At 43.9% G+C, this 16,782-nt stretch carries 18 protein-coding genes; 11 read left to right on the top strand and 7 right to left on the bottom strand.

Translation table 11 applies throughout. The features are described from left to right. Positions 1 to 20: 20 nt before the first annotated feature. From BA79_RS09345 to BA79_RS09300, 10 genes are all read left to right on the top strand, one after another. Entirely contained in the window at positions 21 to 1,199 is a 1,179-nt protein-coding gene (locus BA79_RS09345; protein WP_035702451.1) for a DegT/DnrJ/EryC1/StrS family aminotransferase, read from the top strand. Further along, positions 1,196 to 2,071 (top strand): GNAT family N-acetyltransferase, encoded by an 876-nt coding sequence (locus BA79_RS09340; RefSeq protein WP_035702448.1) that lies wholly within the window; start codon positions 1,196 to 1,198, stop codon positions 2,069 to 2,071. The genes BA79_RS09345 and BA79_RS09340 overlap by 4 nt, the downstream gene beginning before the upstream one ends. 1 nt (position 2,072) lies before the next feature. Further along, the gene (locus BA79_RS09335) at positions 2,073 to 3,197 is read left to right on the top strand and encodes an N-acetylneuraminate synthase family protein (protein ID WP_035702446.1); all 1,125 of its coding nucleotides are present in this window, start codon (positions 2,073 to 2,075) and stop codon (positions 3,195 to 3,197) included. Then, the gene (locus tag BA79_RS09330; protein WP_035702443.1) at positions 3,187 to 3,927 is read left to right on the top strand and encodes a cytidylyltransferase domain-containing protein; all 741 of its coding nucleotides are present in this window, start codon (positions 3,187 to 3,189) and stop codon (positions 3,925 to 3,927) included. Before BA79_RS09335 ends, BA79_RS09330 begins: the two co-directional genes overlap by 11 nt. Then, positions 3,924 to 4,952 carry a glycosyltransferase gene (locus tag BA79_RS09325; RefSeq protein ID WP_035702441.1) on the top strand — a complete coding sequence of 343 codons (1,029 nt, stop codon included), beginning with the start codon at positions 3,924 to 3,926 and terminating at the stop codon, positions 4,950 to 4,952. The genes BA79_RS09330 and BA79_RS09325 overlap by 4 nt, the downstream gene beginning before the upstream one ends. 2 nt (positions 4,953 to 4,954) lie before the next feature. After that, complete coding sequence (locus BA79_RS09320) at positions 4,955 to 5,695, top strand: sugar phosphate nucleotidyltransferase (RefSeq protein WP_017360113.1); 741 nt, start codon at positions 4,955 to 4,957, stop codon at positions 5,693 to 5,695. Then, positions 5,692 to 6,657, top strand: coding sequence for a dTDP-glucose 4,6-dehydratase (gene rfbB, locus BA79_RS09315; protein WP_035702440.1), 966 nt, complete (start codon positions 5,692 to 5,694; stop codon positions 6,655 to 6,657). Before BA79_RS09320 ends, rfbB begins: the two co-directional genes overlap by 4 nt. Before the next feature lie 3 nt (positions 6,658 to 6,660). Then, on the top strand, positions 6,661 to 7,515 hold the full coding sequence (gene rfbD, locus BA79_RS09310; protein ID WP_035702437.1) for a dTDP-4-dehydrorhamnose reductase: 855 nt from the start codon (positions 6,661 to 6,663) through the stop codon (positions 7,513 to 7,515). Then, on the top strand, positions 7,508 to 7,963 hold the full coding sequence (locus BA79_RS09305; protein WP_035702434.1) for a dTDP-4-dehydrorhamnose 3,5-epimerase family protein: 456 nt from the start codon (positions 7,508 to 7,510) through the stop codon (positions 7,961 to 7,963). Before rfbD ends, BA79_RS09305 begins: the two co-directional genes overlap by 8 nt. Positions 7,964 to 8,055: 92 nt before the next feature. Next, positions 8,056 to 8,847: an SDR family oxidoreductase gene (locus BA79_RS09300; protein WP_269448182.1), complete on the top strand. Its 792-nt coding sequence runs from the start codon at positions 8,056 to 8,058 to the stop codon at positions 8,845 to 8,847. A gap of 15 nt (positions 8,848 to 8,862) precedes the next feature. Here BA79_RS09300 and BA79_RS09295 read toward each other — a convergent pair whose 3' ends face one another. The 6 genes from BA79_RS09295 to BA79_RS09270 form a co-directional block, all read right to left on the bottom strand. Then, complete coding sequence (locus tag BA79_RS09295) at positions 8,863 to 10,056, bottom strand: aminotransferase class I/II-fold pyridoxal phosphate-dependent enzyme (protein ID WP_035702637.1); 1,194 nt, start codon at positions 10,054 to 10,056, stop codon at positions 8,863 to 8,865. Positions 10,057 to 10,073: 17 nt separating this feature from the next. Next, positions 10,074 to 11,495 carry an alanine--anticapsin ligase gene (gene bacD, locus BA79_RS09290; protein ID WP_035702429.1) on the bottom strand — a complete coding sequence of 474 codons (1,422 nt, stop codon included), beginning with the start codon at positions 11,493 to 11,495 and terminating at the stop codon, positions 10,074 to 10,076. A gap of 14 nt (positions 11,496 to 11,509) precedes the next feature. Next, on the bottom strand, positions 11,510 to 12,271 hold the full coding sequence (locus BA79_RS09285; protein ID WP_035702425.1) for an SDR family NAD(P)-dependent oxidoreductase: 762 nt from the start codon (positions 12,269 to 12,271) through the stop codon (positions 11,510 to 11,512). After that, on the bottom strand, positions 12,268 to 12,975 hold the full coding sequence (bacB, locus tag BA79_RS09280; RefSeq protein ID WP_008343606.1) for a 3-((4R)-4-hydroxycyclohexa-1,5-dien-1-yl)-2-oxopropanoate isomerase: 708 nt from the start codon (positions 12,973 to 12,975) through the stop codon (positions 12,268 to 12,270). The genes BA79_RS09285 and bacB overlap by 4 nt, the downstream gene beginning before the upstream one ends. A 1-nt stretch (position 12,976) precedes the next feature. After that, positions 12,977 to 13,582: a bacilysin biosynthesis protein BacA gene (locus tag BA79_RS09275; protein ID WP_024719463.1), complete on the bottom strand. Its 606-nt coding sequence runs from the start codon at positions 13,580 to 13,582 to the stop codon at positions 12,977 to 12,979. 149 nt (positions 13,583 to 13,731) lie between these two features. After that, a complete protein-coding gene (locus tag BA79_RS09270; protein ID WP_017360104.1) occupies positions 13,732 to 14,964 on the bottom strand; it encodes an MFS transporter in 1,233 nt (410 codons plus the stop codon). Positions 14,965 to 15,109: 145 nt separating this feature from the next. Here BA79_RS09270 and BA79_RS09265 point away from each other — a divergent pair, with 145 nt between their 5' ends. Beyond that, positions 15,110 to 15,589 (top strand): Lrp/AsnC family transcriptional regulator, encoded by a 480-nt coding sequence (locus tag BA79_RS09265; protein WP_008343601.1) that lies wholly within the window; start codon positions 15,110 to 15,112, stop codon positions 15,587 to 15,589. A 15-nt stretch (positions 15,590 to 15,604) separates the two neighbouring features. Here BA79_RS09265 and BA79_RS09260 read toward each other — a convergent pair whose 3' ends face one another. Then, positions 15,605 to 16,765, bottom strand: a complete 1,161-nt coding sequence (locus tag BA79_RS09260) for an MFS transporter (RefSeq protein ID WP_035702422.1) — start codon at positions 16,763 to 16,765, stop codon at positions 15,605 to 15,607. Between the last annotated feature and the right edge of the window lie 17 nt (positions 16,766 to 16,782).

Genomic DNA, 16,782 nt, shown 5'->3' with positions numbered 1-16,782 from the left:
GATAGGGGTGTGCAAGCGATATGGGACAAAAGAGAGCACAATTTCTTCCTTATGCACTGCCTTTTATTGAACAGGAAGAAATTGATGAAGTCATTGGAACATTAAAGTCCGGCTGGTTGTCCACCGGACCAAAAGTGAGACAGTTTGAAGAAGAGTTTAAGCAGCTGACTGGAGCAAAGCACGCAATAGCAGTGAATTCATGCACAGCTGCTCTATTTTTAGCGTTAAAGGCGAGAGGCATTGGAGCTGGTGATGAGGTCATCACAACGCCTCTGACGTTCTGCGCAACAGCCAATACGATCATCCATACGGGGGCAGCCCCTATTTTCGTCGATATTGATCCGGCGACACTCAATCTAGATGCGAAAAAATTAGAAGCGGCCATTACACCACATACAAAAGCCATTGTGCCTGTTCATTTTGCTGGTCAATCGTGTGATATGGACCAAATTTTAGCGATTGCCAAGAAGTATGATTTGTTCGTGCTGGAGGATGCCGCTCATGCCCTTTATACGACCTATCACGATCAACCGATTGGATCAATTGGTGATGCGACCGCCTTTAGCTTCTATGCAACGAAAAACATAGCGACTGGTGAAGGCGGCATGCTGACGACAAATGATGATGCCCTTGCAGCTAGAATCAGAAGGCTGGCGCTCCATGGCATGAGTAAGGGAGCGTGGAATCGTTATGGAGAAAAGGGAACATGGTATTACGAGGTCGAGGAACCGGGCTATAAAATGAACATGTTTGACGTGCAAGCATCGTTAGGGCTCGTTCAGCTAAGCCGATTGAAGGAGATGCAGACACGCAGAGAACAGATTGCGAAGACATACAATCATGCATTTCAACATGAAGCTGGTCTCATCTTGCCGCCTGTACATGATGAGGGAAGACATGCGTGGCATTTATATGTGCTACAAGTTGATCCAAAAGAAGCACTGATCACACGCGATGACATGATTGATCAGCTGCAAAAGGAATATAAAATCGGCACGAGTGTTCATTTTATTCCCGTTCACTTGCATCCATATTATCAAGAGACCTACAACCATTCACCAGAGGATTTCCCTGAGGCACTCACTTATTACAAACGAACGCTTTCGCTCCCGCTCTATCCAAGTATGACAGATGAAGATGTGCAGGATGTCATCACCGCAGTCGTGTCAATTTTAAAAGACAAGAAGGCCTCTTCATGAAAGTCGTTCATGCAATAGACGATCAGGTGCTCGCAGCTTGGCTGAAAACATATGGTCTTGAAGCGGAACGCATGGCAGGATTCAAGCAGTTTGCTCTTGTCAGCGGCGCTAAGCTCAAAGCAGTGCTGCTATACGAATGGTCCAAATGGGAGAGCGGTATTTTTGACAAGCATATTTTTCATGTGAAGTTTGTGGAAGCTGAATCAGCGCCGCTCTTTAAAGAATTGATGGAGAGATTCATCAATTGGATGAGAACAGAAAAATGTGATTTTTTCTTTTTACGTCTTGAGGCGGCTGATCTTAAAAAAAACCGCATTGTTCAAAAACTATCTCATGTGTATTATGTCGGTGGTCTCACTAGGCTTGAGGCACCGCCTGCCCTCATGGAGATGCCATCATCAGATCAAGATGTGGTGATGGGTGTGCCAGATGAAAAGGATTACGATGAGGCGGTCTTACTAGGTGATCGGGCTTTTGTGAAAAGCCGTTATGCCCTTGATCCATATTTAGACCAGCGTGTTGTTCAGCATTTTTATCAGGAGTGGATGAGAAACAACCTACTCGGACGCGCAGATATCAACCTCGTTGCCAAGGTAAATGATGAAGTGGTTGGCTTGATTCAAGGTATGACAAAGGGGCATGAGATGGGGCTTGAGCTTTTTGCGATTAGACCGGATGTTCAAGGAAAAGGGATCGGAAAAAAGCTGTTTATTGAGATGATGAAAGTTTCTCATGACAGAGGGCATCACTTCATTTCTGCGGGGACACAGCTTCATAATACGACAGCCATCCAGCTGTACGAAAAGATGGGATTTAGGACAACAAATGCCTTTTTGTATTACCATGTGTGGCCGAAAAAAGGAGAGAGGTAAGATGGCGCATTTCTATATCGGAGATCGCAAAGTGGGAGATGATGCGCCTGTCTTTATCATTGCAGAGGCAGGCATTAACCATGATGGAAAGCTGGATCAGGCACTTGCTTTAATTGATGTGGCAAAAGAAGCAGGGGCTGATGCGGTGAAGTTTCAAATGTTTCAAGCGGATCGGATGTATCAAAAGGAACCGGGGTTATACGAAACGGCCAAAGGAGAAGAAGTGTCTATTTTTTCTTTAGTGGAACAAATGGAGCTTCCGCCAGAATGGCTGCCTGTCTTATTGACACGTTGTAAGGAAAAAGGACTGATGTTTTTAAGCACCGTGTGTGACGAAGAATCGGCTGATTTATTGAATCAAACGAATCCGCCTGCTTTTAAACTGGCATCCTATGAAATCAACCATTTGCCTCTTTTGCGTCATACGGCTTCTTTTCAAAAGCCGATCATTTTTTCAACAGCTGGGGCCACCATTGCAGATGTTCATGAAGCATACGAAACGATTACGAGCCAGCAAAATAAGCAAGTCGCCATCATGCATTGTGTGGCAAAGTATCCAGCGCCTAGAGCATATACGAACCTGCGGGTGATTAAAACCTTAAGATCCGCTTTCCCTGAAGCAGTCATTGGCTTTTCAGATCATAGTGAACACCCGACGGAAGCGCCAGTAGCCGCTGTGAAGCTCGGGGCAGCAATGATTGAAAAACATTTTACAATAGATAAAACATTACCCGGAGCGGATCATTCCTTTGCTCTTGATCCTGAAGAATTAAAGGAAATGGTTCACCACATTCGAGCGGCAGAAAAGCAGCGGAATCAAGCAGAAATAGACGTTCATTCATTACCAGAGGAGCTTCTTGGCAGTTCTTATAAAACGACAACAGCCATTGAAGGGCAGATTCGAGAATTTGCGTATCGAGGGATTTTTACGACCAAAGGCATTGCAAAGGGCGAGACCCTCACGTCAGAAAATGTAGCCGTGCTGCGCCCCGGACAAAAAAATCAGGGATTGCATCCGCGATATATGCCGATTTTACTTGGCACAAAGGCTGTGAGAGACATCCCAGCTCATACAGGCGTTTCGTGGAAAGACGTACTCACGCAGGAGTCTCATGATGATGCATGATGTGCTTTTTGTCATTCAGGCTAGGATGGGGTCAACAAGACTGCCCAAAAAAGTGATGAAACCGATCGGCGGCATGGCGCTGATTGATTTGATTGTGGAGCGGGTGAAGCAATCAGATAATTACCATCACAAAATGCAAAACCTTATGATTGCCACAACGGTCGAGCCAGAGGATGACTATTTGGCTCAATATTGTATGTCAAAGGGCTATAAGGTGTTTCGAGGCAGTGAGGCAGATGTGCTTGAGCGGTTTGCACAGATTGTCCGCCAATTTGAACCTAAAACGGTTGTACGTTTAACGGGAGACAATCCATTTATAGATCCTTCGCTTTTGTCGAAAATGCTTGAAAAACATAGACAGGAAAAGGCTGATTACACATATACGAACGGAACACCACTCGGTATTTCCGGGGAAATGATTGAAGCATCTATTTTATGTGAAATCGACAAATTTCCTCTCACTTATTCAGAACGTGAGCATGTCACGCTGTATATCAGAAAGCATCCCGAGCAATTTTCCCTTCAATTATTCACACCGCCCAAAGAACTTGCATATCCTGCTTATCGATTCACGATTGATACAGAAGAAGATTATGTGTTTGCTACCCGTTTACTAGAGAAAGCTGGTGGTTCTATTGCTGTGCCGACAGCTGAGCTCATTTCCATCTGTGAACAACATCCAGACATTGTTCGTTTGAATCAATCTGTGAGACAGAAGGATGCTGAATGAACAAAAAAATCATGATTGTTGTTTATGGTGGTTTTTTAAGAGGAATGGGTCATGTCGTCAGAATGAAACGTTTGGCAAAAGAACTGCTTCAAGAAGGGAACGACCTATATTTCTATACAAATGATCAGATTTGTGTAGAAATGCTTTCGCACCCAGAGTGGCACGTTCACATGGTGCATGAGTCGAATGCGCTTCTCCAGGTCCAACAAGACATCAAAAAGCTAAAGCCTGACCTTTTAGTCATAGATGTCCTTGATTGTGATCTTCAGTTTCTTCAAACGATCAAAGACTCCTGCGATAGTGCGAGGCTGGTCTTATTTGAGGAAAAAAGAGAGGAAGCCTGTCAGCTTGCAGACACGGTCATAAACGGCATTTATGGCGGTCTGGACGGGAAGCACGAGCAGGTTAATGGCACGGCTTATTATCATGGAACGCCCTATTTATTGTTAGATCACGAGATTAATCGATTCAAAGACACATATGAGGTTCGGAAAGAATGTAAAAAGGTGGTCATCAGTCTTGGCGGTAGTGATCCGTGCGGTCTGTTATCAAAGGCTGTATCGGCGCTTCTTCAAACAAATCACCTAGACATTTTAGCGGTCGCAGGAAAAGCCTCTCACATCAAAGAGCAAGTAGAGGCGGAACATATCCAATTCATTCAACATACAGATCAACTACCGGTTCTTTTATCAGAAGCTGATATGGCTATCGTAGCAGGCGGTATGACGTTATATGAGGTAATTTGTATCGGGGTGCCCAGCATTGTCCTATCGCAAGTAGACCACCAAGCAGTGACAGCGAGCATGTTTGCGCAAAAGGGCGCTTGTTTTCACCTTGGATTAGGTGACCTTGTGGAAGAAAAAGACCTGTTGCAAGCTGTTCAAAAACTGTCTGACAGCTATTTTCTCCGCAGAAGCATTCATCTTAATGGACGTTCACTCATTGATGGAAAAGGAATCGAACGAGTGAAAAACATTCTTATACACCTCATGAATTCACACCAAAAAGAACATAAGGATGTGTAGATGTGAAGGGAGTTATTTTAGCAGGAGGAAAGGGATCACGGCTGGCACCATTAACGAAGATTTTCAACAAACACTTGCTGCCGGTTGGTCCATACCCGATGATTTATTGGTCATTATTCAAACTGAAAGAAGCAGGAATTGTAGATGTGATGCTGATTTCACAGGAAGAACAAATTCCGTTGTTTCAAAAGTTACTGGAAGATGATCGTGAACTTGGGATGAACATTGTGTATCAAGTACAGCCAGAAGCGTCTGGTATTTCCGATGGTTTATCCTATGCAAAGTCCTTTGCTCAAGGGGAAAAATTTGTGCTGATGCTTGGTGATAATGTATTTGAAGATTCTTTACGCCCTTTTGTCGACGCCTTTAGGCAACAAGAAAGCGGAGCCAAGGTTTTATTGAAAGAGGTGGCAGATCCAAAACGGTTTGGCATTGCAGAAATTGATCCTGCTCATCACCGAATTTTATCAATTGAAGAAAAGCCAGAGCATCCGACGTCATCTTACTGCGTCACGGGCATCTATTTTTATGATCAAGACGTCTTTCAATATATCGAGGAAATCTCGCCGTCAGATCGAGGTGAACTAGAGATTACTGATGTGAATAATCTCTACATCTCAAATAGCCAGCTGACCTATGATATGTTAAAAGGGTGGTGGATTGATGCAGGAACTCATGAATCTCTCCACGAAGCATCAACAAAAATGTTTGAAACGATGAAGGAAAAAGAGGGATACGAATGACGAAGTCTTATTTAATTACAGGTGGAGCAGGGTTTATTGGACTGAATTTTGTGAAGCTGCTGCTTCAAGAATCCGATGTCCGGCTGACCGTATTTGATAAATTAACATATGCCAGTCATCCAGAGGAGATGGAATATTTATCAAAGCTGCCTCATGTCCGTTTTGTCCAAGGAGATATCACGCTGCAAGACGAACTAGATCAAGTATTTGATGAAGCGTATGATGCCATCATTCATTTCGCAGCAGAATCACATGTCGATCGCAGTATTGAGTCAGCAGAACCCTTTATTCAAACAAATGTCCTTGGTACCTATCGTATGCTAGAAGCTGTTTTAAAGGGAAAGGCGAAAAAACTCATTCATATTTCCACAGATGAAGTATATGGAGATTTGGAGCCGAATGATCCTGCTTTCACAGAACAAACACCACTTTCACCGAATAATCCTTATTCAGCAAGCAAGGCAAGTTCAGACCTGCTTGTGAAATCTTATATCCACACCCACCAACTACCCGCTATGATCACAAGATGCAGCAACAACTACGGACCTTATCAGCATGAAGAAAAATTAATCCCAACCATTATTAGAAAAGCGGTCAATGGTGAAAAGATTCCGATATACGGAGACGGCCAGCAGATCCGCGATTGGCTGTATGTAGAGGATCATGCGAGAGCCGTAAAGCAAGTAGTAGAAAACGGAACAGCCGGTCAGGTGTACAATATTGGCGGCGGCAACGAGAAAACAAATCTTGATTTAACCAAAACCATTCTCACACATCTAGGCATCTCTCATGATCAAATCGCGTTTATTCAAGACCGGAAAGGGCATGACAGGCGGTATGCCATTGATGCCAGTAAGCTAAAAGAAGAGCTCGGCTGGGTGCAGGCAACTTCATTCGAAAAAGGTATCGAAAAAACGATCGATTGGTATCGTGCCAAATATGATCAAAGTGAAGAAGGGTGACCGATGAAAGTTTTAATCACCGGTGCAGGCGGCCAATTAGGGAAAGAATTGACGAAACAGCTGAAAGAAAAAGACATCACCGTCATTGCTTTAACAAGGAGTATGCTGAATATCGCAGATCAACAGGCAGTCAGACATGCAATGAGACATTTCCGACCGGATATTGTTGTCAGTGCGGCTGCTTATACGTCTGTGGATCAATGCGAAATAGAAACGGAAAAAGCCTATCTTGTGAATGGGATTGGCGCCTACTATACAGCGCTTGAGGCTAAGAACGTAGGGGCTGATGTGTTACATGTCAGCACAGATTATGTATTTGATGGGCAAGCGGATACCCCTTACCAAATCGACGCACAAGCAGATCCGCAAACCATTTATGGAAAGAGTAAAAAACTTGGAGAAGAATTGATTCATCTTGTGTCAGATGAAGTGAAGATCATTCGGACATCGTGGCTTTATGGACATGAGGGACATAATTTTGTGAATACCATTCTTCGACTGGCTGAAACGAAGGATCATTTGCGCATCGTCAATGATCAGTTAGGGTCTCCTACTTATACAAAGGATGCCGCAGAAGCTTTGATTCACTTGTTTGACCAGAAAGCAGGTATTTATCATGTCAGTAACCGAGCAAGCTGTTCATGGTTTGACTTTGCGGCAGAAATTGTGGCAGCAAGCGGTCTGTCTACGACAATTGAACCCATTTCCACTGAAGAGTATGGTTTCCAAACACCTCGGCCCGCCTACTCTGTTTTAGATCTTCAAGCGATTGAAGCGACAGGCTGGAAGCCAAGACATTGGAAGGATGCACTTCACGAATACTTGCAGAAAGAAGGGAGATTCGAGCAGCATGATTGATGGTGTACAAACGAAAAAACTCATGAAACATTGTGATGATCGCGGCTTTTTCGCAGAGCTTATTCGAGATGACGAACCGATGCTGAAGCGCTTTGGGCAGGCGTCGTGGTCGAAAAGTTTCCCAGGAGTCATCAAAGCCTTTCATTATCATGAAAAACAAGACGATGTTTGGTTTTTCCCAGCAGGTCATGCACAGGTCGTTTTATACGATTTGAGAGAAGATTCTCCGACAAAGGATCAAACCGATGTGTATTATATGGGAGAAGATAATCCGATGCTGCTCCTCATCCCAAAGGGAGTTGCCCATGGCTACCGCGTATTAGGGGAGACGCCGCTGCAGATTGTGTATTTTACAACAGAATCGTACGACCCAAAAAACCCAGATGAGAAGAGAATTGCGTGGAATGATGAGGCGATCGGATTTAATTGGGAAACGACATTTAAATAGAGAAGAGAGGCCTTTCGCAGGAGAAAGGTCTTTTTTTGTTGAAATACATTCTGTATGTGTCATTTTATGTATATTGATGAAAAGGGATGTGGATGAGTTTGTCTAAAAGAATTGCATTTGTAACAGGGGCAAGTACAGGCATTGGAAAGGCAATCGCAATAAAACTTGCCGCTCAGAGCGATATGAAGGTGATCATCAACTCTAGAAATATGGCCTCACTTGAACAGACGAAACAGCACATTCAAGATATGACAGAAACAAAGGAACCGCTGTCTCTATTCTGTGGAGATATGTCGCTTGAAGCAGTGAGATCGGAAGCCTTTGAGAAAATAGAAAAGGAGTTTGGCAGACTCGATGTGCTGATCAATAACATTCCAGGAGGAAAGCCAGATACATTTGATTCGTGTGAACCTGACCAGATGCTGGCTGCTTTCTCCCAAAAAGCCATCGCCTACGTCGATACAATGAAGCGTGCAGCCGCATTGATGAAAAGACATGAATATGGACGGATCATTCAAATTGTCGGGAATCTGTGGAAGGAACCTGGTGAACAAATGTTTACGAATAGTATGATGAATGCAGCGATTATTAATGCCAGTAAAAATGCAGCCACACAGCTTGCGTCGTCTAGAATTACGGTAAATTGTTTAAATCCAGGTTTTATTGCAACCGATCGGTATGAACAATTTATCGGCAATATGATGACGAAGCAGGGAGTGTCACGAGAGCAGGCTGTACAAGCTGTCGCATCAGGTATCCCAATGCAAAGAGTGGGCTCAGCGAGTGAGATGGCGTCATTGGCAGCTTTTATGGCATCAGAGGAAGCTTCTTATATCACAGGTCAACAAATCTCCGTAGACGGTGGAACGATGAAAAGTATATAAACTGAAAAAAACCCGCTATAGGCGGGTTTTTTGATGAAATCGAATGGGGAGGATGGACAGGCGATCGATAAAGAGAGCAAGCTCCTCAATCGGGGCAACCATTGAAATGCGTACATGACGGCTTCCATTGGCTCCAAATACTCCTCCGGGCGTGACGACAACATCGGCATGTTCGAGTAAATAGTCAGCAAAGGCATGAGAATGTTCAAAGTCATCAGGAATCGGAGCCCATAAATAAAAGGCGCCGGGTGGACGTTCGATTGTCCAGCCAAGCTTTCTCGCCGCTTGCCGGATGAAGAAATTGATTCGTTCAAGGTATATCGCCTTTAATGATTGAATATGACGGTCATCACTTTGCAAGGCAGCAGTCGCTGCATGTTGAAATCCGCCATACATACTGACAAACACGTGGTCTTGGAAGGTGTTGATGGCTTGGATGATCTCCTCATTTCCAACAGCAAAAGCGACTCTCCATCCTGCCATATTAAAAGTCTTTGATAGAGAATATAATTCCACTCCTACACTTTTCCCGAGAGGAGTATTCATGAAGCTCACGGGTGTTTGTTCATAATGAAATGAACCATAGGCGAAATCATGAATAACATACAGCTCGTGAGTGGCCGCAAAGGCAGCAGCCTCTTCAAAGAATGCCTCATTTGCAACAGCACCCGTGGGGTTATTCGGATAATTCAAGAACAGTACTTTTGCTTTTTTGACTATGTCAGGATCAATTGAGGAGAGATCTGGTAAATAGCCATTTTTCTCTTCAAGTTTGATACTGTATGGCTTGGCGTCCGCCATCAAAATGCCTGAATGATATTCAGGGTATCCTGGATCGGGAACGAGTGCGATATCTCCTGGATCAAGCAGACACTGACTCATGACATACAGCCCCGTTTTTCCGCCAGTGAAAAGAGCAATTTCCTTCTGCGGATCAATCTCAGCACCGAATTCCGATCTATAAAAATCTGCAATGGCTTGTTTGAAAAAGTCAAAGCCTCTAAAAGGGGCATATTGTTGAAATGGCAAAACACCCGCTGACTCCTCTAGGGCACTCACGATATGGGGAGGAGTTGGTAGATCAGGGTTTCCCTGACCTAGATTCATGATGTTTGCTCCGTTTTTTGTCTTTTGAGCAATTTTTTCAAAGACGGTGCCGAATTTCTGTTCAGGCAGCCGTTCAATCATTTTAGATGCTAACATTTTCACCACAGCAGCCTCTCTTTCTATCCCTTCACTAATTCATCCATTAACTGAATCGTTGCCTGTTTCTGAATGTTGCGGATGGACGCGGCAACGTCTTGTGAGGATGATCCTTTTAATTCAAGAGATACGATTCCATTAAAAGCTTCAAATAAAGCAAGATCCACCATAGTCCCTTTGGCAGGGAATGATTGACTGACAATCGCAGTATCTCCAACGAATGCTTCCTGCGGAATAGACACATGATCAATGGTGATATGTGTGGATTCAGGTGGTATGTGCCCACTCTCTTTAAAATGCTGAGGGTACAGGTGGCAGTCCGCTACATAGAATGTATGTCCAGAAAGCAGCTGTTTTGGCAGTACAGCCTTTTTTCCATCAACTAATACATCAATCAATAGCTTGGCCATATCGACGCCAAAGACCTTTTTAATATTCGGGATCATATTCCAGCCAGCGAATCGAGCCGCTGATTCGATCAGTCCAGTTTCTCGATTTTTCATGAGTTTGATTTCTGTATGGGTTGCACAATGTTCAAGACCTAGCCCTTCATTTGCCTTCCTTGCTGCTTCAATGATGATTTGCTTTGCTTCATTGTCTAAGATCGTCGGAGTGATATGAGCCGTTTCTGTAAAACCGATTTGAGGGGTTTTATCATGTATGACAAAAGGGAGATATTCGCCCTCTACGACCAGCCCTTCTACACTGACATAATCAGCATAACCTTCATCTTGATACCAATCTTCGTAAGCACCCTCTAAATACGTTTCAGCGACAAACGGTGCTTCATACGTGACAGCGTCTGGGACTGGTATGGTTTCCAAATACGATTGTACTTGTAAAAACAAGTCATCACTTCCGGCTTTGTCATGAAACAAGGTGACGCCAATAGAACTGGCTAAATATGTAGGCTTTAAAATGAGCGGTGTTCCGATAGACTCAATGGCTTGTTGGAAATCAGATAAAGTCGTGACAGGCTGAGTTTTCACCGCTTTGACGCCAGAGGCATTGAATGCAGCCCTCATTTGGCTTTTATCACGCGCCATTTCGGCTGCCTTGACACCGGCACCTCGTAGCCCAAGACGTTCAGCGGCCTTTGCCATCGGTGCAATGAATAATTCATTATTGGTCGTGATTGCATCTGCTTTGAAAAAGGAAGCCACTTGAATGAAGTCTTCCACAACCTCTTCTTCTGATTTTGGATAATCATCATGTGCCCAGTAAATAGAATCAGGGTGTTCAAAAGAAGGGTGTGTCTCAAAATAATCACGGTCTTTGATGACCGCAATGGAGTATTTTTCGATTAGCTCGGCATGTCCCTTTGTAATCGCAAAGGGTCTTGGGATATAAGAAACGATATGGTATGATGCCGCCACGCTTTCATAAAACATATGAGGCGGGCACCCTCCTAAGTCAGCAATGACAAGTACAGTTTTTTTACTCAATGAAAGCACTCCTTTTATCTAGCGGTGTAACCGCCATCTGCAGTGACGACACTTCCAGTCATATAGCTGGATAGGTCAGAGGCGAGAAACAGCATCACGCCAGCAATTTCTTCAGGTTTTCCAAGCCGCAGCATAGGATTCACCTTTGCTTTTTCTTTTTTGACGATCTCGAGACTTTCTGTGTGATTGTCTAAAAAGGACTTTTCATTTAGTGGCGTATCAATGATGCCAGGGGCAATACAATTTACCCTGATTTGATGAGCGGCATAGTCGATGGCCATTGATTTGGTGAGCTGAATGACACCGCCTTTTGTTGCATTGTATGCCGGAATGTCAGGCCAGCCCACAAGACCTCCGACAGATCCGGTATTGATAATACTTCCACTCTTCTTTTCAAGCATATGCGGCAATGTATGCTTACTCATGAGAAAGACGCCGGTCAGGTTGACCTGAAGAATACGATGCCAATCCTCCAGTGCCATCTCATGAATAGGTGAGACAATTTCGATGCCTGCATTGTTAATGAGGACATCAATGGCACCGAATCGGCTCAGCACGTTCTGAACGGTTTGGTGACAGTCAGACTCCTTCGTAATATCTGTTTTAAAAAATGCAAGGTGCTCATGCGGCAATGATTCAATGAGTTGGTTGCCGCTGCTTGCATTGATGTCAGCGACAGCTACTTTTGCTCCATTCTCGAGGAAGAGCTTGACGGCAGCAAGCCCAATCCCCGACGCACCTCCTGTAATGAGGACAACTTTTCCATCCAGCTTCATTTCTTCACCTTAGATGCCTTTGGCTTCAAGCGATTATAGCGGGGAGGGAAGAAGAGATTAATAGACTTTGATGCTTCTGGCTTTGGATTGATGGCCCCATGATCTTCCCTTGGGTCACAGAAATAGGTGGTGCCAAATTCCATCTTTTCTGTAAAGCCTTCGATCGTCATATCATACCCTCCGCTGATGCAAATGCCGATTTGTTCATTTCTATGTTTATGAAAAGGCATTTCTCCGCCGTTTCCAGGGATATTGGCAATCATCAGCTCCATCCAATCTTCCACAAAAAAAGTCACTTCCATGCCAGGGAGTAAATCCCGTGTTTTGAAAATGTCTAAGAAATAAGTGGGGGGAGCTGTATATTCTTCGTCATCCTTTAATCTCTTAATATCAATGGCGATCACTTCTTCATCTGTCAGATTTGAAGCGCCGTGAGGGACAAACGGTGGTGCGATATAGGCTGATTCTAATGGGGTGAGCAGTTGAGTCGATTGGCCGACAGTCATTTGAAGCTCGCCTTTTAATACAATGCCGATTTGTGCTTCGGGATGTTCGTGAGGTTCAATGATTGTGTGGGGAGGGACGTATGAAATTAACACTTCCGTACCGCCTCTTACAGTGGAATATTGGATAACGCCATTATCCCATTCTAATTTTTTCGCTTGAGGAAAATATCGTTCTTGCGTCTTTTGTTCAGTTTGCATCTTATATCTCTCCTTTTCCGAATATGGACCAACTCATGGGTATACTTTTAAACGTTCGAATGAAGATGAGGCCATATGTGGCTCTTGCCACCTCATTCGTTAAAGCAAAATCAAATTCGCCGTCCCTTACTTTCTGCGCGGCAGTACTTGTAGAATTAACAAGTTCAAATTCAGCATTTTGGTGAATGAAATATTGAATTAAATTGACAGGTGCAGGATGTGAGACAATTTTTAAATGGTGGAGCATTTGTTCATTGAATGGGAAATCAGGTCTGACAGCCAAACCATACATGGGCGTGTCACATCTGAAAATTTGTAAAAGCTGTAGATCTGGTCTCATGTAGAAGTGTTTGATGCCTTCATATGCGTGTGGAACGAGAGTAAATTGAAGTGGTTGAGAGAGAGTATGTTCAATGCAAGTTTCGAATGTGTCATAAAGGGATAGTTTCGTATGAGTGCCGAGTGTAGTGGTGGATTGAGAGATGAAATGTTTTGCTGCGTATTCACTGCTTGTCCCCTTAGGGCCTAGTGTGTTGACTGTAAACATCTTGGGTGAAGGGCTAGGCTCTTCTTTGAAATGAAACACATCATCATTCTTTAGGATCATGTTTACCATCCAATCTTTTTCAAATTTTTACTAGATTATAAAATTTAAAATTGGCAATTGTCAACAAATTTTATAAAAAATGTATTTTGCGATTATATTAAAAATTGATCTAAAAAACTGCACATATCGAGATGTGCAGTGAAATGTGCTTACGTTTCAAGTGTAGTTGGCTGTTTTTTCTGTAAGGCGCGTTCTCTTTTATAGCTGCCGAAGCTGATGATAAAACCAACGAGTGTGATTAATGCACAGACAAGACCTACCGTATGATATCCGAAATGGACATAAACGGGTCCCATCAGTGCGGAACCGAGCATAACAGCAAGGTTGGAGGCCAGGCTGTAAAAAGCCATCACTTTGCCGCGATGGGTTTGAGAGCAGTCGCTTAGAACGGTGCTTAGAAGCGTGACAGATAAGCTTTGCATAGCCCCCCAAATAAATAGGGCGAAAATCAGCAACATCCACGAGAATGGCGCATAAGGAAGCAAGGCTAGAACAAGCGCAATTCCACCCAGCACAAAGACAAGGGAACGGGTTTTACCGAACCAGTCTGCTAATTTTCCAGTAAACATACTCATAGAAAAGCCGACGCCATAAGCCATAATAAGAAGTCCAGCTGTTGATTGTCCGCCATCAAACAGACTTTGCAAATAAGCACCTAAAAACGAGTACATGCCGTAAAATCCAAGCATATTGCAAAACGTCACAGTCAAATAGGCAGGCACACGATCGATTTTCAAAGCTCCCCATAAAGCGCCTGTTTTCTCTCTAGCTTGAGGTGCCTTCGGATCAGCTGCTCTGACTTGTTTTCTTGATTCAAGGATGACGAGTAGCAGGACAATGAGACTCATCATAGCGAAGATCCAAAACGTCCAGCGCCAGTTTAAACTCTGGCCGATAAAGGCGCCAATGGGCACACCAAGGACAAGAGAAAGAGACCAGCTCGATACAATGAGTCCCATCACTTTGCCGCGATATTCGTATGGAACCCGGTCGCCCACAAGAGCATAGGCTGTTGGCACAAATACACCAGTTGCCAGCCCAGAAATAGCACGGCCTGCAAAAAACACGGCCAAATTTGGGGCAGCAGCACACATCACTGTTCCGATTAAAAAGAAGGACAGCCCAATTATCAAACACAGCTCTCTTGAATATCGGTCTCCTAAAGGAACGAGCAGTGGAGCTCCAACCAGCACAGCTAACCCATAAATGCTGATGGAAAGAGCCAGAACATCAAGAGAGTGCTGAAAGGAGTTTGATAAATCAGGCAGCAGTGGTGAAATCACCAGTTCCTCCGATCCCGCCGCAAAAACGCCAAGTGTGAGTGCAATGGCAAGTGTGATGGGAAATGTTTTAGAAGCCTGGCTGTCTAAAGATTCTTTCATCAAGTGATCCCTCCATACTTGCTTTTTCATTCAATTCCGTTAAAATAAATTCTACCATTATTTAGTTTTATTTTACATTTCGTATCATAAGTATCATCATAAAATACTTTTCAAATGGAACGATTTTGGGATAGGAGCGTAACGAATGAAAATCACCGATGTGGATGTGCATATTTTAAACGAATTGAGAGAAGATGCCCGCTTATCAATGAGGGAATTGTCCAAACGAGTGAATTTATCGGCGCCTGCAGTAGCAGAAAGAGTGCGAAAACTAGAGGATGCAGGGATTATCGAAGGGTATTCTGTTCAAGTCAATTATAAAAAGCTGGGTCTGATGATAGACTGTTTACTGGAAGTCACCGTATTAAATGGGGAGTATCAGCGTTTTGTGACATTTATGAACCAGCATCCACGTGCGTTCTTTGCTTATCGAGTGGCAGGACAGTCCTGTTTTTTCATTAAGCTGTCTGTTTCTTCTCTTGAAGAAATTGAAGCGTTTATTCAAGATGTGTCTGGCTTTACAAAAACGGTCTCCCATATTGTCTTATCAGAGCATTCCTTTACCCATCCCATTCAGGAACGTGTGAAACAAATAGAAGAGCCAGAAATGACCGTGGTGAAATAGAAAAAGGACCTGCCCTCAGGTCCTTTTGATTCGTTTATCTGACTGATAGCTCATGATCGTAATGATCAATCCAATGAATGTCACACCTGCCGCAAAGAGCGGGACAAGCTGTAAATGTGTGATTTCGATAGCAAGACCGCCTAGCGCTGCACCGCCTGCATTTCCAATATTAAAGGCAGAATGACTGAGCGTTGATGCGAGTGTCGGGGCTTCATGTGCCATGTTCATCGTGCGGTATTGCAAGGTAGGAACGAGAATAAATGAAATAATTCCCCAAACAAAAATCGTCAGCACGGCAGGCACTTTAAAGGCAGATGTATATGTGAATAACAACAGGACAGCCATCAGCAAGATCAATGTGACGATAATACTCGGCATCAGCTTCCAGTCCGCAAGTTTTCCACCGACTAAATTCCCAACGGTGACCCCAAGCCCAAAGAGGACAAGAATGAGGGTGACCCCGTTTTCCTGAAAGCCAGTCACTTGCAGCAGGATCGGGCTGATATACGTAAAGGCGGTAAACACACCCGCAAAACCGAATATCGTCATCGCAAAGGAGACGAGGACCTGCGGCTTTTTCAACACCGATATTTCATTTCGAATATCTAATACTTCTTCTTTCGATTGATTTGGTACTAAACTGATAATACCGATTAAGGAAATGAGACCAATGACGGCAATAACGAGAAATGACATGCGCCAGCCGAATTGATTTCCGATAAAGGTGCCAAATGGCACACCCAGTACATTGGCTACTGTCAGTCCTGTAAACATGAAGCTGATCGCACTTGCGCTTCGCTCCTTAGGAACAAGCCGTGCAGCCATAATGGCGCCGACACCAAAGAAGGTACCATGGGCAAATGACGTTAAAATACGTGCAGCCATCAAGAGACCATAAGAAGTCGATACAGCGGCGACAGCATTTCCCGCCACGAAAAGAATCATTAATAGGATGAGGAGACGTTTTCTCGACATTTTTCCAGTTGATAACGTTAAAATAGGGCCGCCAACTGCGACACCGAGTGCATATCCGGTAATCAGCTGACCTGAAGCAGAAATAGATACATGAAGATCATTTGCGACATTTGGCAAAAGTCCCATGATCACAAATTCAGTCATGCCAATTGAAAACGCACCGAGCGTTAACGCAAAAATAGCGATGGGGAAGTTTTTCATGATGAGATCACCTTTCT

Source organism: Bacillus altitudinis 41KF2b, assembly GCF_000691145.1.
In the GTDB taxonomy this organism is placed as follows: Bacteria; Bacillota; Bacilli; order Bacillales; family Bacillaceae; genus Bacillus; species Bacillus altitudinis.
This window is presented reverse-complemented; position numbering and strand designations above follow the sequence as displayed.